Origin of the sequence: Shewanella sp. SR44-4, assembly GCF_014163715.1 — a bacterium.
Taxonomy (GTDB): domain Bacteria; phylum Pseudomonadota; class Gammaproteobacteria; order Enterobacterales; family Shewanellaceae; genus Shewanella.
On record NZ_JACJDU010000039.1, the window covers coordinates 19428 to 39650 of the forward strand.

Below are 20223 nucleotides of genomic sequence, written 5' to 3' on the forward strand. Positions count from 1 at the left end.
ATAAAAATGCAATAAAAAAGGGCCATTTAGGCCCTTAGTCATTGTCGGTTTCATTGTCGTTATTATTGCTGCTTTAATATTGCTGCTTTAATGTTGTTCGGTTACAGATATCGTAGACGAAGGAGCTGGGACGTAAATATTGATGACCTTGCGGATCAATGCTTTACCGTCTTCAATAGCAATATACAAACATGGAATGAGACATAAAGTTACCACAGTCGCAAACAACACCCCAAACGCTAATGAAACAGCCATTGGGATTACCATTTGAGCTTGCATACTGGTCTCAGCCATAATTGGCACTAGACCAATGAATGTTGTCAATGAGGTAAGCATGATAGCTCTAAAGCGTCGGCAACCTGCATTGAGCACGGCTTGTTTCATCGGCACACCCGCTTTGCGGGAGTTATTGACATAATCCACCATCACTAGTGAGTCATTCACCACAACACCAGCAGCGGCAATAATACCAAACATCGATAGCACACTTAAATCGATGCCTAAAATGATGTGTCCCATTACGGAACCGATAACCCCAAACGGAATCACCGACATAATCATAATAGGTTGAATATATGAGCGCAGTGGAATAGCCAACAAACTATAAATCAGCAATAGCGATAAAATAAAGTCACGCATTTGTGTATCTGCGCTGTCTAATTGCTCTTGAATACTGCCAGATACTTCACTGTGGACGCGTGGATACTTAATCAGCAACTCTGGCATAAAGTTATCACGGATATCTTTAGCCAATTTAAACGGTTCAGTTTGATCTGCATCTACATTGGCCCACACGTTAATGGTTCGGTTACCATTTTCGCGGCGGATACTGTTTACGCCTTGCACGACCTTGATTTCCGCAACTTCAGATAAGGGTAACTCTGCACCTTGTGGGGTGTTAATCATCACATCTTGTACCAATGCAATTGAGTTACGCTGCTCTTCAGGGTAGCGCAGCATCACTTTGATTTCTTCGCCATTACGAATGATACGTTGTGCTTCAAGACCGTAAAAACTATTACCCACCTGTGAGGCGATATTGGCTAAGGTTAAGCCCAATGCATTGGCCAATGGCTTTAATTGGAACTGCACTTCTTTAGCACTTGACTGGCGGCTGTCGTTTACGTCGCTGACGCCTTTAAGTGAATTTAGCTTGGCTTTTAGAGCTAATGACGCTGCAACCAACTGACTTTCATCTTTACCTTCAAGCCTAAAGCTAATGTCACCGTCTTCACGACCGCCACCCATTAAACTGTCTTGAACGCTAAACGATTTAACCCCAGGAATTTGTGGCATTGCTTTGCGCCATAAGTCTGCTAAAGCAAAGGTATCCATTGGTCTGAGTGATGGATCGACCAATTTAGTCATCACTTCAGCCGTTGTTTGCCCTTTAAGATCGACCTGCATGTCAGAAATCATTTTCTGGCCATATTGCTGCTCAATCTTTTTATCAACATCATATAATGTCTGCTCTATGGCCAGTGCGGCCGCGAGCGTCGATTTTTCTGATGCATCAACGTTCATTTCAACGGTGACTCGAGGAAAGTCGTGTGGAATTTTTGGTTGACCGATAAAACGAACCAAACCGCCCATATAGAGCCCAACACATACTAAGATCAAGCTAATAAACAACATGATGACTGCGTAACGATACTCAACCGCTAATTCAAGGGAAGGGCGATAGATAGACTTAATAAATTTCGTTAAACCGCGATCAATTTTACCTTGAACAAAATTAACCCCATTACGTAACCAATCTAATGGGTTTTTTGAACCAGGTTTAACAATGGTTGGTTTTTTCATGTGCGCCAAATGCGCAGGCAAAATCAACTTTGATTCTATTAATGAAAACAATAAACATAAAATAACGATAAAACCGATTGCTTGCCCAAATGCTGATGATGGGCCATCGTCCATGGTTATCGGTAGGAAAGCGGCAATCGTGGTCAGTACCCCGAATGTAGCTGGCATAGCGACTTTTTTAACGCCACGGATAACGCTGTCAATACTTTGGCCGTGTTCTTCTGATTCACTGTGGGCACTTTCGCCCATTACAATGGCATCGTCGACCACGATCCCCAGCACTAAGATAAAGGCGAACAAGCTGATAACGTTAATGGTCACATCAATAAATGCCATTGGCATAAACAATAGGGTACCGAGGAAACATACAGGCAGTCCCATCATCACCCAAAAAGCCAATCGAACTCGCAAGAACAAAGCCAGCATGATAAACACTAATATCGCACCACTTTTCATGCTGTCGAGCATCAGTTGTAACCGGCCATCCAAGTAGTAAGTCATGTCTACCCAAGGTTCAAGTTTGACTCCTTGTGGTAATATTTTTTGCTGTTTATCGACAAAGCTATTAATGGTATCTGCCACATCAGTAATACTTTGATTTTTACCCGCGCCAATGAAAAAGGTAACTGAATTTTTACCATTAAATTTAGAGTATTGAATACCTTCTTCAAAGCCATCATTTACGGTGGCAATATCACCTAATAAGATTTTGGTACCATCATCTAGTGTCAATAAAGGCAGTTGTTCAAACTCGTAACCCACATAGGCTTGATTCTGAACGCGTAAATTGATGTAACCATTTTCTGCTTTGATTTGGCCTGCAGACATATTGCGTGAATAGCCGCGAACAGCCTCAGCCACATCATTAAACGTTATCCCAAACTCACGTAAACGGTCTTTACTGACTTCAATACCAATTTCATAACTTAAGCCGCTATAATATTCGCTAATGTTGACCCCAGGCAATTGCATGATTTCATCATTAATGCGCTCGCCTAAATCTTTGAGTTGCTTTTGGTTTAAGTCACCATAAAGGCTTAAATACATTACTTCTTGGCGAAACTTAATCCGTTCAACTTTTGGGGGCTCCATGCCGCCTGGAAAGGTTGAGATGGAGTCAATTTCAGACTTAACCTCTTCAAGTACGACTTGTGGATCATATGAGTCTTCAACCTGAAAATATCCCTGCGCTATATTACGATTCGAATAGGTAATAACCCTTTTTAAGCCTTGAACGCTTTCTAAGGCTTGTTCAATCTTAATGGTAATGCCTTCTTCCACTTCTTGTGGTGCAGTACCTGGATACACGGCGCTAAATTGAATCCAGTTAACTTCAACGGCAGGGAAGAACTGTTTACGGATTGTATTAGCGGTCAACAGACCACCGAGTATGATAATGATCATCAACAAGTTTGCCGCAACGCTATTGCGGGCAAACCAGGCGATAATTCCTTTGTTAGTATCGTCCATGATGTTTATTTACCTTCCATCGCAAGTTCAGTTTGTTCTGTTTCTACTGACTCATCTTGTAAGATTTTATCTTCAGGCAGAGCAAGTTGCATACCTTCTAACGGATAATCAAGCGCTGATGTTATTACTTGCATTCCTGATTCAAGACCTTCGGAAATCACGACATTCGCGCCTTCTTGGCGAATAATGTTAACAGGTTTATAGCGTAAGGTTTTGTCGCTATCCATCACAGCAACTAAACCATTTACAATCAAATGACGCGGAATAATGGCCACATTACCGGCATTACTGCCTTCAACATAGGCGGTAACATAGGTGCCAAATCGTAATTCATTTTTATCGCTATTGAGTCCGTATGGATCGTCTATTTCGGCAACCAGGTATGTCATCCGGCTTTTGCTGTCTACCACGCCTTCACTGCGAACAATTTTTCCTATCCACTCTTGTTTGCTTCCGGCAAAGTTTCCCGCTAATCGTACTTCAGCATGAGTGCCTTTTTTATCCAAATACTGCATTTCTTTATCGGCTAGCGGTAAGCGAATTTCTGCTGTATCAGTATTGTAAACATGACCAATTTTGCTGCCAGTGGTGACGTATGCGCCTAAACCGATTTCACGGCTGGATATAAGTGCATCATACGGCGCGCGGATAACAGTCCGCTCTAAATCGCGCTGTGCACGTAATAAACCCGCTTCAGCACTTTTTAGCTTGGCTAATTCTTGTGCTAATTGCGGCTTGCGCAAACTAAGATCAGTTGGCTTACTGCTGGTTATTTCGGCCCATTCACGTAAGGCAACTTCGGCATTGGCTCGTTCTTGTACCATGTTGGCTTTAGACGAGGCGATGTTTGCTTGAGCATCTAATAATCCAGCTTCATAGTCACTGGGATCAATTTTAGCTAAAACATCACCTTTTTTAACAAAGCCACCTTTGACGAATTTATCGGCTAAATAAATAATTTCACCACTGACTTGTGCGACGAGTTCGGTGTCGTATTTTGCCGCGACAACACCGTATGAACTGACAGAAAAAGTCATCGGTTTATATTCAAGTGCTTGAACAGACACTAAAGGGGTGGTATCAACTTCAGGCTTTTCTTCAGGCGGTTTTTTTAGTGCAGCAATGCCAACTAAACCGGCTATTCCAATACCTAATACTATGATGGGTAATATTATTTGTTTTTTAGTAGCCACAATGCTTCCTTTTTATAATCCGATATTTTTGCAGTAAGTTCATTTCATACCACCAATAGTCTTTTTTCTACTGTATATGTTAATCGATATGTTTAGTGTTTGTTGTTTCATTGTGTAAACTTGTGTGTCAACTACTTGCATGTGATCTCATGACATAAAACCTTTAGGGAACAGATATTGTGCAGATTGAAAACACCTCTAGATTACAACTGTCATTAATGACTCTTAATGACAGCGCACTATTATTTGAACTAGACCAAGATGAACGAGTCATGCACTTTCTTAATGGCGGCAATAAAACCACTCAGCATCAGATAGATACGATCATGTTACCTAGATTGGCTCAATATTTAAATCCGCCAAAAGGTTGGGGATTATGGAAAGTCCATGCGCTCGATTGTTACGCCAATGACCAACACGGGTTAAGCGGCGAGTATTTAGGCTGGGTATTAGTCAGACCGATGCACTTTTTTACCCAAGCACAACCGCATAACTTAGAGTTAGGTTGGCGGTTTAAGCATATTTGTTGGGGTAAAGGCTATGCTACAGAAGCTGCCAAAGCGGTCATGGATGCTGTCAGTGAGCCTGATGACGTGACTCATGTGAGTGCGATAGCAGTAGAGGAAAATATTGCCTCAATTGCGATTATGAAAAAACTCGGTATGACGTTTCAACATAAAAGTATTCACCGCGATCCTTTAGGAGATACTGAAGCCGTGTTTTATCAAAAAGCGGTGTAATGTTTTTTAAGGCAATAAAAAAAGCAGCCTGAGCTGCTCTTTTGTTGTATTACATACTGTCGATTACTTTTTAGCGTCTAAATAACGCTCAGCATCAAGTGCAGCCATACAACCCGTACCGGCAGAAGTGATGGCTTGACGGTAATGTTGATCCATCACGTCGCCACAAGCATATACGCCTTCAATGCTAGTTTGAGTCGCATTGCCTTGTAAACCACTGTTTACTTGTAAGTAACCGTGATTCATTTCTAATTGACCAGCAAAAATACCAGTATTAGGGCTGTGACCAATCGCAATAAACACACCAGCGACTTCTAAATCGGTCACTGGACCATCTTTAGTGCTTTTCTTCTTAAGCCCGGTTACACCCATCTCGTTACCCGTCACTTCTTCAAGTGTTTGGTCTAGGTGTAAAATGATATTACCGTTCGCAACTTTATCCATTAAGCGATTGATCAGAATTTTTTCTGAACGGAAGCTGTCACGACGGTGAATTAAGTGAACTTCAGAAGCTATATTACTTAAGTAAAGTGCTTCTTCAACTGCAGTGTTACCACCACCAACCACCGCAACTTTTTGGTTACGATAGAAGAAACCATCACATGTTGCGCAGGCAGAAACACCACGGCCCATGAATGCTTCTTCAGACGGGAGGCCTAAATATTTAGCCGATGCGCCAGTAGCAATAATGAGTGCATCACACGTAAACTCGCCGTTGTCACCTTTTAAGCGAAAAGGTCGCTCAGTTAGTGTCACTTCGTTGATGTGATCAAAAATAATTTCAGTATCAAACTTCTCAGCGTGCTTTTGCATGCGTTCCATTAATGCTGGACCAGTTAAGTCTTCAGCATCGCCTGGCCAGTTTTCTACTTCAGTCGTAGTGGTTAATTGACCACCTTGCTGCATGCCTGTGATCATCACAGGATTTAAATTTGCACGCGCAGCATAAACAGCAGCGGTATAGCCAGCAGGGCCAGAACCTAAAATTAGTAGGTTAACGTGACGAGCTTCACTCATGATTTTGTTCTCCGATAACATGCCTTAAGCAATTTGCATGGGATTGTATGGAATTTACCGCTGCGGGTAAAGTGAAGTTGAGTGCAGGAAATCGATTGGGGTTATCTATTGTGTAAATATTCCGTTTCAGGTGAGTGACGTTACCTGAAACAAATCAAAACTAGTTAGCGCTTGTTGATTTTTTAATAGAATAGTTAATCATTATGACCTGCACAGATAAAAGTAACCTCAACGTTAAAATATATCAAATGAGTAATGAAGGATATAAATGATAGTAAGAGGCCTTTTATCGTGAACAAATTATAACAGGTGTGCAAAAAAACAATTGTTTATAAAATGGCGATTAAAATATTGCTGTTCTGATAGCACACCTTGGAACGGAGAAATATCATTTATTCCAATGAAACGGCATCGCTCATAGCTAAAACCTTATATTAGGTTAACAATTATACATCATTTTTTTTTAATGATGATATATTCATTGCTCATTGACTGAAGCTCAAATGATTCATAGCAGCTTCAATAGGATTGATTTTTTTAAAGGATTAAACGATGCCAAATAATATAGAGCTATGCTATAGCAAAAGTAATACCTACCCAGTTAACCCAAATAACGAACAAGTCTTTGCTACGTTTCAACAAGACAATCCACATATTAATGGTGCTTTTGTTTCTGCTGGCACCCCTTTCATTATGCGTAATGGCAACACTAATGGCACTAATTGGCGCCAAGAAAGACCTGAATTAGTCTGCACGCTTAATCAAATACAATCTTTACCACAACAAGCAAAACGAAATATCGCTTTGATGGATGATATGTTTGGAGGCGAAAACCTACAAGCACTCGCTGATTTTTATCAAGCAGAGTTAGCACCCATGCTGCGCAATGAAAGCATAGGAGCCATAGGCGCAGCATCAACTGCCTTAGATACAAGATTAAGTAACTTTGCTAAAGCCGCTAATAAACTTCAAGATGCATTAGAGAAAGTAAGAATTGGCGCACAAGCAAAATATCCTAAAGCCCAAATGATGATGTTAGAACAAAACGCAAGGGAACTAGGGAAAGACTTTAATCAAAAGTTCCAAGCAGAAATCAATAAATACATTGGTCGGGTCAAAAGCAAAAGAGGTACTGTTTACAGTAATGCTGATCGAGGTATCAATAAAGCAAAAAGCGGTAGGTCCATAAAACCGATTCAATTTACCTCTACAGTCGATTTTCAAAATTTACGTGCTTTTGAAATGGGAGCTAATGTTCTCGGTAAAGGGTTAATTGTGCTTGATGCTGGGATTCGTGCGGGCAATGTACATGTTGATTATTTAGCTGGAGCTAATTGGCAAAAGCGTGCCGCGGTTGAAACTGCCGGTTTTGGTATAGGTACAGCTGCTGGTTTATGGGGGGGAGGTCAAGTCGTAGCAGCCGGCCTAGGTGTTGCTATGCTAGCTACGCCTGTTGGATGGGTCATTATTATCGGTACTGCCATTACGGTTGGAGTTGTAGCGGCTAAAGGTGGAGATATTGCTGGGAAATGGGCTGCCAATAAAGCCTATAATATCGGAGATTGGCTTAATAGCCTGTAAAGGAGGTATTCATGTCAGAACTATCAACTGAAGACTGGATGGGTATATTTTTTTTTATTACCTTCTGTATGTGGAGTATTGCTGTACTTTTGTTTGGCCGAATTACCGTTAAGCATATTGAGCGCGAAATGGCAAAAGAGGACATATTGCCGGCAGAATGGGATAAAGGCATAGGTATGAGATACCCCGCTTATGCGAGTATTATCATGCGCCCTAACGCTAAAAGGCATGCTTCTATTGTTGACATAGAAGCTACCAAGCGCTTTAGTCGAAAAGTCGACTGGTATTTGGCTGTATTTGTACAGATCTCTAGTGTTGTGTTTTTTACTCTTATGTTCACTGTTGCTTATCTATACGGCCCTGATAACTAGCAAAATTGGTTGCCTTAATATTTAGATACGACGATAACAATCGGTATTGTGGTGACTAAGGCCGGTAATGGGATTGGGATATTCGGAGCTAATAAAGCCTTTAATTTAGGTGACTGATTAAATAGCCTATAGCGAGGGATTTATGTTAGAACTATCAACTGAAAGCTGGATGGCTGTAGTGTTTTTTATTGTATTGCTTATATGAGGTACTGCCATATTTTTATTTGGCCGCATTACTATTAAACATCTTGAGCAAGAAATGTTGAAAGAAGGGATAGAGCCCCCAGCTTGGGATAAAGGTATTGGTGCACGAATGGTTGCTTACGCTGGGGTTATAGCTTGGCCCAACCTCAAACGTCATGCTTCTCTTGTTAATATTGAAGCGACAAAGCGCTTTAGTCGAAGCAAAGACAAAAAACTTGCGTGGTTCTACATTATTTCTTTGGTAAGTATTTTTACTCTTGGATTAATTATTTACTATCTATATATCCATAAGAGTTAGTAGTGTTACTGGGTGATTGATTTTACATCGATGAGTAATATTAAGTAAAAGCTAACAAAAACATCTATCCTCTGCCGTTGCTCAAATAGGGTGTTTTTGTTTCATTGTTGAAATAAGGACATCTCTCTTATTTCAACAATGTGTCGTAAACTCAAAAATCTCAGTGATTTTGGTTGATCACGAATAAGAAAAGTACTATTTATCTCAATCCAATTAGTAAACCAAGTGACAGGTTGGTAAATTATTTTTTTCTAAATAATTCTGGTGGTATTCCTCGGCAATGTGGAATGTTTGTATCGGTACAATTTCAGTCACAATATGACGCTGTCCCCATTTACCGCTTCGTGCTAATGCCAGCTTTGAGCTTTCAGCTTGGGCTTTTTGCTCTTTATCGTGAAAAAAAATCGTGCTGCGATATTGAGTACCAATGTCACCGCCCTGCATATTCAGCATGGTTGGGTTGTGATTTTTCCAAAAAGTGTCCAACAAGTCGTCGTAACTGACGATTTCTGGATCAAACTCAACTTGAACCACTTCTGCGTGACCAGTTGAACCCGTCTTCACTTCTTTATATGTGGTCGCACTGTCTTTGCCACCCATGTAGCCACACGTTGCGTTACTGACGCCGTTAATTTCACGGAAAAAATATTCAACACCCCAAAAACAGCCTGCACCAAATGTTGCTAACGCCATGACATACCCTTAAAACAAATTATAGAAGTCTAGATGGCTACAATTGTGTTGAATATTGTGTAGTTTTGCAAGCAAACTTTTATTAATAAATAAATCTAACATATGCCACCAATAAAATAGCGTTTGGCTATGATAGAATCCGCGACAATAGGCAGTAATAGTTAACATCGTTTTACGTCAAAGTTAACTACGCCATATAATAATGAGACAAGGAGTTGATAGTGTTATCTGACCTGATGATAAACCATGATTTTTTAGCCTATACCTTAGCCAATCCAAATCAATTACCTGAAGCATCTGATTTTATGTTGGCAGATCATACCCGTGTAGATGTATGGGATACGGGAGTGATTGTATTTACTCCGGCTAATGCAACCAAAGATATCGTGCTGTCTTGTGCTGTGCACGGTAATGAAACTGCACCGATTGAAATCTGTAATCAACTCATTAAAGATTTGCTCAGCCAACGAATTGTTGCCAAGCAGCGAGTGATGTTTTTAATTGGTAATCCGGCCGCGATCATCAATAAAACCCGTTTTATTGATGAAAACATGAATCGTCTATTTAGTGGCGCGCATTCTAAAGGCGAGGGCTTAAGCCATCCGGAGCGTCACCGAGCAAAAGCGTTAGAGCAATACGTGGCAGACTTTTTCAATGCCAATAATGACAATCAGCGTATTCATTACGACTTACATACTGCTATTCGTGCTTCTAAGCATGAAAAGTTTGCCATATACCCATACCGTCCTGGCCGTGCTTTTAGCGGTGAACAAATTATGTTTTTGGCGGCATGTGGCGTTGATACTATGTTGTTTCACCACGAACCAACAACGACGTTTAGTTATTATTCGTCAGAGCAATTTCAAGCAGATGCTTTTACTGTGGAATTAGGCAAAGTAATGCCATTTGGCCAAAATGATATGAGTCGTTTTGCACAAACTCATACTATGCTTGAAAAGTTGATTACTGAAACTGAGTTAGCACCTGTTGAGTTCGACCCTAGCAAGGTCAATTTGTATAAGGTATCGCGCTCTATTAACAAGCACTTTGATAATTTTGAATTTAGCTTTGCAGGCGATGCAGAAAACTTCAGTGCCTTTAGTCAGGGCGAGGTATTAGCGACAGAAGGCGGGAAGCAAATCACAGTCGAGCAACCATTAGAAGCGATCGTATTTCCTAATGAGAACGTGCCGGTTGGCCAACGTACGGTGTTGTGTTTAGTACCCGCGTTGAACGAAACTATTATCTAGTCGTAAAGCAATATATACATGTCAATCGCGAGTAAAATGCGTTTACAGTGAGAGTAAGTATTGATAGGTAGTTTACGTTAACGTAATGTCTACTCGCATAGTATAAATAGAGCCATGTTTATGTTGAACATGGCTCAACAATAACAAGAGCATAATATGAGCAACGCACCACTGACCAATGAAACAGTGCACCGTGTCAGCTTCTTAGACAAAGCGTCATTGCACATCCCCATTTTGCGTATTTTGCAAGCTGATGGCACCACTTATGAAAGTGCGGTTCTACCAGTAATCGACAAGGCTCTGGCCGAAAAAATCTTTGATACCTGTGTTTTTACACGCGTATTAGACGAGCGTATGTTGGGTGCCCAGCGTCAAGGACGGATTAGTTTTTACATGACCTGTACCGGTGAAGAAGCCTCAATTATTGGCAGCACAGCCGCGCTTGATAAAGACGACGTCATTTTGGCTCAATATCGTGAGCACGCCTCATTGCGTTATCGCGGCTTTACGACTGAACAATTTATGAATCAAATGTTCAGTAACGAGAAAGATTTAGGTAAAGGTCGCCAAATGCCGATTCATTACGGTAGTCGCGAACTTAATTACCAAACTATTTCATCACCTTTAGCAACTCAAATTCCACAAGCCACAGGTGTTGCTTATGGCATGAAATTACAAGGCAAGCGTAACGTCGCCATTTGTTATTTTGGTGAAGGCGCAGCATCAGAAGGTGACTTCCATGCTGGCTTGAATATGGCCGCAGTGCTTAAGTCTCCGACCATCTTTTTCTGTCGTAACAATGGTTATGCTATTTCAACCCCTACAGAAGAGCAATTTGCCGGTAACGGTATAGCCAGTCGGGGTGTTGGTTACGGTATGCATACCATTCGTGTAGACGGTAACGACATGCTAGCGGTGTTAGCCGCCACGCAACAAGCTCGTGCCCACGCACTTGAACATAATGCTCCAGTATTGATTGAAGCGATGACGTATCGTTTGGGCGCGCATTCTTCATCAGACGATCCATCTGGTTACCGTTCAAAAGAAGAAGAAGCCAAATGGCAGCAACACGATCCAGTAAAACGTTTTAAATTATGGATGGTTAACAAAGGCTGGATAACTGAAGCCGATGAAGCCAAGTTATTTGAACGTTATCGCGAAGAAGTATTAGCAGCGGTTAAAGTAGCTGAAAAGTTACCTATTCCGAAACTAGATGAAATTATTGAAGATGTGCTTGATAAACCGACTCCAGCATTGAGAAAACAGCTTAAAGAGCTGAAAGAACACATTGCTAAGTATCCAAAAGCCTATCCAAAAAGCGCAGGGAGACTCTAAACCGTGGCTCAAATGAATATGTTACACGCCATCAACGAGGCGTTATCAATAGCCATGACTGCCGACGAGCGCATGGTGATTTTTGGTGAAGACGTTGGCCACTTCGGTGGTGTTTTTCGCGCGACTTCTGGTTTACAAGAGCAGTTTGGTCGCGACCGTTGTTTTAACACGCCGCTCACTGAACAAGGTATTGCTGGTTTTGCTAATGGTCTAGCATCTTATGGCATGACTGCTGTTGCAGAAATTCAGTTTGCTGATTATATTTTTCCGGCATTCGATCAAATCGTTAATGAATCGGCAAAATTTAGATACCGCAGTGGTAATCAATTTGATGTGGGTGGGTTAACCTTCCGCACACCATACGGTGGTGGTATTGCCGGTGGACATTACCACTCTCAATCACCTGAAGCCTATTTTACCCAAACGCCTGGTTTAAAAGTGGTCATTCCGCGTAATCCAGAACAAGCTAAAGGGTTGTTGCTGGCGTCTATTCGCGATCCAAACCCGGTGATTTTCTTTGAACCTAAACGTTTGTACCGCGCATCTGTTGGCGAGGTTCCAGCCGGTGACTACGTTATCGAATTAGGCAAAGCACAAGTGGTTAAGCAGGGCAGTGATATTACTGTTCTGGCTTGGGGCGCACAGATGGAAATCGTCGAAAAAGCCTGCGAACGTGCCGAGAAAGAAGGTATTTCATGTGAAATTATCGACTTACGCACTATCGCGCCATGGGATGTTGAAACTATCGCAAAATCAGTGACCAAAACAGGTCGTTTACTGATTAACCATGAAGCGCCATTAACCGGTGGTTTTGCTGGTGAAATTGCGGCAACCATTCAGCAAGAATGTTTCTTATCGCTTGAATCACCGATCAATCGTGTGTGCGGATTAGATACGCCTTATCCATTGGTGCATGAAAAAGAATACATGCCAGATGAATTAAAGACCTTCGAAGCCATCAAGGCCACAGTGTCGTTTTAGGAGTAAGGTATGATTAAAGATTTTATTTTACCCGACATCGGCGAAGGTGTGGTGGAATGTGAATTAGTTGATTGGTTAGTTAGCGAAGGTGACATTGTCACTGAAGATCAACCGATTGCTGATGTAATGACAGATAAAGCCTTAGTGCAAATTCCGGCGCCGCATGCTGGAAAAATTACCAAGCTTTACTACGCCAAAGGTGAAATCGCCATTGTGCATCAACCATTGTACGCAGTAGAAATGGATGGAGATGACAACGATAGCGTCATTGAAGCCCCTGTAGCAGCTATGACACCGGTTAACGATTCAGCTGTTAACAACAGTAATGCTGTTACGGCCACAACCAGCAGTCAGTCAAACATTGAAGAGTTCTTATTGCCTGATATCGGTGAAGGGATTGTTGAATGTGAATTGGTTGATTGGTTAGTCGAAGAAGGCGATATCGTCGTTGAAGATCAACCCATCGCTGATGTGATGACCGATAAAGCGTTAGTGCAAATCCCGGCCATGAAAGCCGGTAAAATTGTCAAACTGCATTATCGTAAAGGTCAGCTTGCTAAAGTGCACTCACCTTTATTTGCCATTGAAGTAGAAGCTGAAGTTAATGCTCCGTCAGCTCCTGTTGAAGTGGTTGAACAAGCACAAGCAGCTGCGCCACAAGTTAACCTTGAACCTGTTGCACAAGGTAAAGCCTTAGCTAGCCCAGCCGTTCGCCGCATGGCACGCGTACTGGACATTAATATCGCTATGGTTGTTGGCACAGGCAAAAATGGCCGAGTTTACAAAGAAGATATTGAACGTCATCAGCAAGGTGGTCATGCCACTCAAGCTGCAGCAAGCACAACGCCAGTGTCGTCAACGAGTCAAGATAATGCTCAAGCTGGCAGTTCTGTGAATAGCGGCATAGTGAGTAATGTAACGGCGAACGATCGGGTTGAACCTATCAAAGGCGTCAAAGCTATTATGGCGAAAATGATGGTTGAGTCAGTATCGACTATCCCTCATTTTACTTACTGTGAAGAGTTTGACCTTACCGAACTCGTTGCCTTACGTGAAAGCATGAAGCAACGCTATTCAACTGACGAAGTGAAGCTGACCATGATGCCATTCTTTATGAAGGCCATGTCATTAGCGATCACAGAATTTCCGATATTAAATAGCCAAGTTAATGCAGATTGTACCGAACTCACTTACAAGTCTCGTCATAACATTGGTATGGCCGTTGATTCAAAAATGGGTTTATTGGTACCGAATGTTAAAGACGTACAAAGTAAGTCTATTTTGGATATTGCTGCTGAAATTTCACGCTTAACCACCGCCGCACGCAGTGGCCGTGTGTCGCCAGCAGATTTGAAAGACGGTACCATTTCGATTTCTAATATCGGCGCATTAGGCGGTACCATAGCAACGCCGATTATTAACAAGCCGGAAGTGGCCATTGTGGCGTTAGGTAAATTACAAATACTGCCACGCTTTAATGCTAAAGGTGAAGTTGAAGCGCGTAAAATTATGCAAGTAAGTTGGTCTGGCGATCACCGCGTTATTGATGGTGGCACCATTGCTCGCTTCTGTAATTTGTGGAAACACTACCTAGAGCAACCACAAGAAATGTTATTAGCCATGCGCTAATGATGATTAGTGTTAATTGCACTATCTTATCCAAAAGGACGCTAACACGTCCTTTTGTTTTAAGTGGCTTTTTCGTATAATACTCGAACAATGTAAATCGATTGGAACCTGTATGAGTCTGTCGGCACCTAAAATTGAAATGATTGAATATCCGTTTCCGCCAAAACCTGCCGTGTTGTCTGACACTGAAAAAGCACAGTATAAAGCACGTATTAAACAGTTATTGATTGATCAAAATGCAGTACTTGTTGCCCATTATTATACCGATCCTGAAATTCAAGCATTAGCTGAAGAGACGGGCGGTTGTGTGTCTGATTCATTAGAAATGGCCCGCTTTGGTCGTGATCACCCAGCCAAAACATTAATTGTTGCTGGCGTTAAGTTTATGGGCGAAACCGCTAAAATCTTAAGCCCAGAAAAAACCATTTTAATGCCAACTCTTGAAGCAACCTGTTCATTAGATTTAGGTTGCCCGATTGAGCAATTCAGTGAGTTTTGCGATGCCCATCCCGACCATACGGTTGTGGTATATGCTAATACCTCTGCCGCAGTAAAAGCACGTGCGGATTGGGTCGTAACCTCAAGTATCGCACTTGAAATTGTCGAGCATTTAGACAGCCAAGATAAAAAAATTATCTGGGCACCCGATCGTCACCTAGGCGCTTACATCAACAAACAAACTGGCGCCGACATGCTGTTATGGCAAGGCGATTGTATTGTGCATGATGAGTTTCAAGCCAAAGCACTTCGTGAGCTTAAAAAACAGCATCCTACGGCGGCGATTCTAGTACACCCAGAATCACCTGCCAGTGTAGTAGAACTTGCTGATGCTGTAGGCTCTACTAGCCAGCTGATTAAAGCTGCGCAAACCATGCCAAACGACAAGTTTATCGTCGCTACCGATCGCGGCATTTTTTATAAAATGCAGCAAGCGGCTCCTGGTAAAATATTACTTGAAGCCCCAACCGGCGGCAATGGAGCAACCTGTAAAAGCTGCGCCCACTGTCCATGGATGGCCATGAACGGTTTACCCGCTATCGAAGCTTCATTAGTCGATGCCGATAAAACCAATCATGAAATATTTGTGGGTGAAGAACTTCGCATTAAAGCACTCATCCCACTCACCCGCATGCTCGATTTTGCCAAAGAATTGAACATGAAAGTGAAGGGCAACGCTTAAACGTTTAGGTTTAGGTTTAGGTTTAGTGTCCATGAAAACAGAAAACCGACATTTAGTCGGTTTTTTTGTTTTTATAAAAAGTCATTTATTTCTGCAAATACACTTATATAGAGTCCATTGAAACAACGCCGTGAGCATGGCATGGATGTCATATTAGCTTTCGCTGGTCAGAGTCACTCTTTGATATTCCATTACCATGGCATTCGTAAATCCATTGACATCAGATTGCTATCGGAAGCGCTAGGGATTTTTGACAATGGGCGAGGGCGTGACTAGCGAAGTTAAACGCTGAATTAGTCTCGATCTAAATATTCTGCTTATCAAAAGATTTAGTTGGAGCGATGAGGATTTGTTAAGGGATCAATCGCTTTACCCTTTGACTTAGGTGTGAGCGAAACGCCACTAGCTTCTCGACCGAAGGCCGCATAGATCAAAAGAAAGTTAATAAACAGAAATCAACACTGCATCGAAACAATAAGAGAAGGGGATGTTGCTCACCCAGCAGCCAAAACAAAAAGCCCCGCATATATGCGAGGCTCTTAAGCTAACTAGATTTCTATCAAGTATTAAATAATATTTGTAGATTACTTAGCGTTCATTAGTGCAACAGCGTTGTCTAACATGCGGTTACTGAAACCCCATTCGTTATCATACCAAGACATCACTTTCACTAAACGACCATTAACACGAGTTTGTGTTGCGTCGAAATTCGAAGAGAAAGGATTATGGTTAAAGTCGATAGACACCAATGGTTCTACATTAATCGCTAATACTTCAGACATTGGAGACTGTAGTGAAGCACGAGTAATGATGGCATTAACTTCTTCAACAGTAGTGTCGCGAGATGCTAAGAAGGTTAAGTCAACTAAAGATACGTTAATTGTTGGTACACGTACCGCTAAACCGTCAAATTTGCCTTGAAGCTCAGGAACCACTAAACCTACTGCAGCAGCTGCACCGGTTTGGGTTGGGATCATAGACATTGCCGCAGCACGAGCACGACGTAAATCTGTGTGATACACATCAGATAAACGCTGATCGTTAGTGTAAGAGTGGATAGTGGTCATTAAACCAGACTCAATCCCAAGCTCATCATTTAACGGCTTAGCAATAGGCGCTAAACAGTTAGTAGTACAAGAAGCATTTGAAACTACTGTCATATCAGCAGTTAATACTTCGTTGTTTACGCCGTAAACAACAGTGGCATCAACATTCTTACCTGGAGCAGAAATAAGTACTTTCTTAGCGCCAGCAATAAGGTGCGGTTGCACAGATTCTTTAGAAGTGAAAATACCAGTACATTCGAAAACGATGTCAATTTTCAACTCAGCCCAAGGTAACTTTGATGGGTCACGTTCTTGGAAAGTTAAGATCTTGTCGCCATTAACATAGATAGCTTCATCGTCGTGATCAACTTTTGCGTTGAAACGACCATGTACAGTATCGTACTTAGTTAAGTGAGCATTAATTGATGCATCACCTAAATCGTTTAATGCAACGATTTCGATTGGGTAATTTTTTTCGCTTTCGTATAGAGCACGTAAAACATTTCTACCGATACGGCCATAGCCGTTAATTGCTACACGGATAGTCATCTCATATCCCTCAAGTTAAAATAATTTGGTGGCATGTAAATCGCCTGGTTGTAAAATTACCAAATTGGCTGTAATAATCAAGCTAAATCACCTAAATATGCCGAATTAAGCCAATAATTTTGTATTTTTTTTACATTAAGCTCATTTTGAATATAAATTAAGCACAGTTTTGTAAGTTGTACACTAACGTAAGCGAGATAATATTGGCCGATTAGTGAGGTGATTTATGCTTACTTTAGTAACATCTCGCTGCGACTCTGTGCAAATTGTTTACTCATTACCGCAGAGATTAATTCAAGTGCTTGTTTATCGAGTTCTGTCGCTAATGTTTTATTACCTTTAATAATGGCCAATAACTTTTCTTCATCGGCATGGTTGTCACTCATTAACAAATTTGCTCGAGTTAACAGGTATTCTTTTTCAGCATTTTGTTGTTGCCGATATATTGATGCTAACGCTAAAAACCAATCAGCATCGATTTTGGCTGGTTCTGTTGTGGCTAACAAATGCAAATAAAGCGTTTTAGCGTCGTTAGGTGAGACTCGCACATAATAAGCTGCTAGTTGGGTAATAATGTCATTGTCGGTGAGTTGACCTTGCTTATAGGTGCGTTCAACAATGGCGAATGCGTCTTGATCGTTGAAACGCGTCCAACGATAAAATGCCAAATGCACCTCATTATTAGTGCGGGTAAATTCTTGAAGTTCAGATAATGTTTGAGTACTTACCGCAAATGCTCGCTCGCGATCTCGTGTACGGTCGGTATTCAACTTATGTTGAACCCCTGCGGCTAATTCGATGCAGTTACTGTAATTTTCTAGATAAACCAGCTGCTGATAAAGTTGTTTCCCAGTGGGTGTCGAACTCTGTTTTAACGCGTATCGATGACGGATCAAGTCGCCTTTTTCAAATCGGCACCAACTATCTTTGTGTAAATCGCTACAAAGTTCGGGATTATTTTTACAAATGAGGTCGCTATTACGGTCATTATCGCAGCCAAAAAGGCCAAATAATGCCCCAATAACTATAAATGATGTAATTAATACAAAATTTTTGCTCAAAATCGTCTCCGAGAGGTAAATTGTCTAATAAAATTACACATTTACCGAAAATTTGTTACTAGCGAAATAACCTGTATTTCATTACAATGTCGGCGACCAACAGGGGGCCACCCCCATACAATATACTAAATTATTGGTCTTTTCTTTTTGTTACTCAAACCTTTCTGAAAAAACGAGAAAAGTGAGATAAAGGATCCCTACATGAGCGCAGATAAACATTTACAGAGCTGGCAAGAACGTTTCGAAATGGCAGAAGCAATGCAACCGTTGCTTGGCAAGTTGTATCGTAACCAAGGCATTGAAGTAATGGTATATGGTAAACCATTGCTTAATGCATCAACCATCGAAATCATTAAGTCACACCGTTTAGTACGTCGTCATGTCGGTGAAAAATTACGTCTTCGTGAAAGTTTCCCATTTGTTGTAGCACTTAGCAAATTAGCGATTAAACATTGCAGAGTGGATATTGGTAAATTAGCGATTAATTACTGGCGTAATAACAAGGATGCGAGCGGTATTGAAGCTTATATGACACAAGAATTGTCAGAAGCGGTTAATCACGGTGATGATACCCCGGCTCGTGATGTTGTACTTTATGGTTTTGGTCGTATCGGCCGTTTGCTGGCACGTTTATTAATTGAACGTACCGGTAAAAGCAACAAATTGCGTCTGCGTGCCATTGTGTTGCGCGGTGGTAAAAAGGGTGATTTAGAGAAACGTGCTAGCTTATTGCGTCGTGACTCGGTACACGGACCATTTAATGGCTCTGTCGAAGTTGATGAAGAAAACAACGCAATCATCGCTAACGGCACTTATATTCAGATTATTTACGCAAATTCTCCTGATCAAGTTGATTACACTCAGTATGATATTAAAGATGCATTAATTGTCGATAATACTGGTATTTGGAAAGATGAAGAGGGTTTAGGTTTACACCTTAAAAGCCCAGGAGCTTCAAAAGTATTGTTAACGGCACCCGCTAAAGGCGCTATTAAAAATATCGTCTATGGTGTGAATGAAAACGATATTCTTGATGAAGACACAATCGTTTCAGCGGCAAGCTGCACTACAAACGCTATTACGCCAGTGTTGAAAGCGGTTAATGACAAATACGTTATTGAGAATGGCCACGTAGAAACGATTCACTCGTATACGAATGATCAAAATCTAATCGATAATTACCATAGTGCCGACCGTCGTGGTCGCAGTGCACCGTTAAACATGGTGATTACTGAAACGGGTGCCGCTAAAGCTGTTGCTAAAGCATTGCCTGTATTAGCGGGTAAGCTAACCGGTAACGCAATCCGAGTTCCAACACCTAACGTATCAATGGCGATTATTAGTGTTAATTTACAACATGAAACCAATCGTGATGAACTGAATGAATATTTAAAAGATGTCGCATTACAGTCTGGATTACAAAATCAAATTGATTTTACTGAATCAACTGAAATAGTATCTAGCGATTTAGTCGGTTCACGTTATGCCGGAGTTGTTGATTCGCAAGCGACGATAGCAGAGGGTAAACGTGCCATTTTATACGTATGGTATGACAACGAATTTGGCTATAGCTGCCAGGTTGTTGGTGTTATGCAAAAAATGCTTGGTTTAACCACATTATCATTACCAAAAAGCTAATGTGTTATAAAAACTAACCATTCATGGTGGTGAATACTCGAAAGGCGTACAAGCTTAATATCGCTGTTTATTGAGTACTTACCGTCATATTTATGATAAAGCATCTCTTTGGAGGTGCTTTTTTATGCGCGTTGTAATTTATTTAATCATAATGATGATTTATGCATCAAACAGTCATTATGTT

16 protein-coding genes are annotated in these 20223 nt (G+C 41.3%); 10 read left to right on the forward strand and 6 right to left on the reverse strand.

Going from position 1 to position 20223, the window contains the following annotated elements; genetic code table 11:
* Positions 1-87 precede the first annotated feature (87 nt).
* Together H5125_RS16230 and H5125_RS16235 are read right to left on the reverse strand one after the other, a co-directional pair.
* Positions 88-3273, reverse strand: a complete 3186-nt coding sequence (locus H5125_RS16230) for an efflux RND transporter permease subunit (RefSeq protein WP_101088361.1) — start codon at positions 3271-3273, stop codon at positions 88-90.
* 5 nt (positions 3274-3278) lie between these two features.
* Positions 3279-4466 (reverse strand): efflux RND transporter periplasmic adaptor subunit, encoded by a 1188-nt coding sequence (locus H5125_RS16235; RefSeq protein WP_101088360.1) that lies wholly within the window; start codon positions 4464-4466, stop codon positions 3279-3281.
* A 179-nt stretch (positions 4467-4645) separates the two neighbouring features.
* Here H5125_RS16235 and H5125_RS16240 point away from each other — a divergent pair, with 179 nt between their 5' ends.
* Complete coding sequence (locus tag H5125_RS16240) at positions 4646-5206, forward strand: GNAT family N-acetyltransferase (RefSeq protein WP_182744765.1); 561 nt, start codon at positions 4646-4648, stop codon at positions 5204-5206.
* A 63-nt stretch (positions 5207-5269) separates the two neighbouring features.
* Here H5125_RS16240 and trxB read toward each other — a convergent pair whose 3' ends face one another.
* On the reverse strand, positions 5270-6223 hold the full coding sequence (gene trxB, locus H5125_RS16245; RefSeq protein WP_182744766.1) for a thioredoxin-disulfide reductase: 954 nt from the start codon (positions 6221-6223) through the stop codon (positions 5270-5272).
* 552 nt (positions 6224-6775) lie between these two features.
* Here trxB and H5125_RS16250 point away from each other — a divergent pair.
* The 3 genes from H5125_RS16250 (at position 6776) to H5125_RS16260 (ending at position 8677) form a co-directional block, all read left to right on the forward strand.
* Entirely contained in the window at positions 6776-7804 is a 1029-nt protein-coding gene (locus tag H5125_RS16250; RefSeq protein ID WP_101088357.1) for a hypothetical protein, read from the forward strand.
* Between the two features lie 11 nt (positions 7805-7815).
* Complete coding sequence (locus tag H5125_RS16255) at positions 7816-8175, forward strand: hypothetical protein (protein WP_101088356.1); 360 nt, start codon at positions 7816-7818, stop codon at positions 8173-8175.
* Positions 8176-8434: 259 nt separating this feature from the next.
* Positions 8435-8677: a hypothetical protein gene (locus H5125_RS16260; protein WP_101088355.1), complete on the forward strand. Its 243-nt coding sequence runs from the start codon at positions 8435-8437 to the stop codon at positions 8675-8677.
* Between the two features lie 213 nt (positions 8678-8890).
* Here the strand turns inward: H5125_RS16260 and msrA are convergent, their stop codons facing one another.
* A complete protein-coding gene (gene msrA / locus H5125_RS16265) occupies positions 8891-9370 on the reverse strand; it encodes a peptide-methionine (S)-S-oxide reductase MsrA (RefSeq protein WP_101088353.1) in 480 nt (159 codons plus the stop codon).
* 221 nt (positions 9371-9591) lie between these two features.
* Between msrA and astE the strand changes: the two genes are divergently transcribed.
* The 5 genes from astE to nadA all read left to right on the forward strand — a co-directional run bounded on the left by astE (position 9592) and on the right by nadA (position 15745).
* The gene (astE, locus tag H5125_RS16270) at positions 9592-10620 is read left to right on the forward strand and encodes a succinylglutamate desuccinylase (RefSeq protein ID WP_101088352.1); all 1029 of its coding nucleotides are present in this window, start codon (positions 9592-9594) and stop codon (positions 10618-10620) included.
* Between the two features lie 156 nt (positions 10621-10776).
* A complete protein-coding gene (locus tag H5125_RS16275; protein ID WP_162023054.1) occupies positions 10777-11955 on the forward strand; it encodes a thiamine pyrophosphate-dependent dehydrogenase E1 component subunit alpha in 1179 nt (392 codons plus the stop codon).
* 3 nt (positions 11956-11958) lie between these two features.
* Complete coding sequence (locus H5125_RS16280; protein ID WP_101088350.1) at positions 11959-12936, forward strand: alpha-ketoacid dehydrogenase subunit beta; 978 nt, start codon at positions 11959-11961, stop codon at positions 12934-12936.
* 9 nt (positions 12937-12945) lie between these two features.
* A complete protein-coding gene (locus tag H5125_RS16285) occupies positions 12946-14565 on the forward strand; it encodes a dihydrolipoyllysine-residue acetyltransferase (RefSeq protein WP_101088349.1) in 1620 nt (539 codons plus the stop codon).
* A gap of 112 nt (positions 14566-14677) precedes the next feature.
* A complete protein-coding gene (gene nadA / locus H5125_RS16290) occupies positions 14678-15745 on the forward strand; it encodes a quinolinate synthase NadA (RefSeq protein ID WP_162023056.1) in 1068 nt (355 codons plus the stop codon).
* 584 nt (positions 15746-16329) lie between these two features.
* Here nadA and gap read toward each other — a convergent pair.
* Together gap and H5125_RS16300 are read right to left on the reverse strand one after the other, a co-directional pair.
* A complete protein-coding gene (gene gap, locus H5125_RS16295; RefSeq protein ID WP_101088347.1) occupies positions 16330-17340 on the reverse strand; it encodes a type I glyceraldehyde-3-phosphate dehydrogenase in 1011 nt (336 codons plus the stop codon).
* 230 nt (positions 17341-17570) lie between these two features.
* The gene (locus H5125_RS16300) at positions 17571-18401 is read right to left on the reverse strand and encodes a DUF2989 domain-containing protein (protein ID WP_182744767.1); all 831 of its coding nucleotides are present in this window, start codon (positions 18399-18401) and stop codon (positions 17571-17573) included.
* A gap of 201 nt (positions 18402-18602) precedes the next feature.
* On the opposite strand from H5125_RS16300, the gene H5125_RS16305 reads away from it, so the two are divergent.
* Positions 18603-20039: a glyceraldehyde-3-phosphate dehydrogenase gene (locus tag H5125_RS16305; RefSeq protein WP_011637403.1), complete on the forward strand. Its 1437-nt coding sequence runs from the start codon at positions 18603-18605 to the stop codon at positions 20037-20039.
* Positions 20040-20223: the final 184 nt, after the last annotated feature.

Bases quoted from the DNA above. Each gene is read 5' to 3' on its own strand.
- H5125_RS16230 (WP_101088361.1), bottom strand. From the start codon at position 3,273: ATGGACGATACTAACAAAGGAATTATCGCCTGGTTTGCCCGCAATAGC.
- trxB (WP_182744766.1), bottom strand. From the start codon at position 6,223: ATGAGTGAAGCTCGTCACGTTAACCTACTAATTTTAGGTTCTGGCCCT.
- H5125_RS16250 (WP_101088357.1), top strand. From the start codon at position 6,776: ATGCCAAATAATATAGAGCTATGCTATAGCAAAAGTAATACCTACCCA.
- H5125_RS16255 (WP_101088356.1), top strand. From the start codon at position 7,816: ATGTCAGAACTATCAACTGAAGACTGGATGGGTATATTTTTTTTTATT.
- H5125_RS16260 (WP_101088355.1), top strand. From the start codon at position 8,435: ATGTTGAAAGAAGGGATAGAGCCCCCAGCTTGGGATAAAGGTATTGGT.
- msrA (WP_101088353.1), bottom strand. From the start codon at position 9,370: ATGGCGTTAGCAACATTTGGTGCAGGCTGTTTTTGGGGTGTTGAATAT.
- H5125_RS16275 (WP_162023054.1), top strand. From the start codon at position 10,777: ATGAGCAACGCACCACTGACCAATGAAACAGTGCACCGTGTCAGCTTC.
- H5125_RS16285 (WP_101088349.1), top strand. From the start codon at position 12,946: ATGATTAAAGATTTTATTTTACCCGACATCGGCGAAGGTGTGGTGGAA.
- nadA (WP_162023056.1), top strand. From the start codon at position 14,678: ATGAGTCTGTCGGCACCTAAAATTGAAATGATTGAATATCCGTTTCCG.
- gap (WP_101088347.1), bottom strand. From the start codon at position 17,340: ATGACTATCCGTGTAGCAATTAACGGCTATGGCCGTATCGGTAGAAAT.
- H5125_RS16305 (WP_011637403.1), top strand. From the start codon at position 18,603: ATGAGCGCAGATAAACATTTACAGAGCTGGCAAGAACGTTTCGAAATG.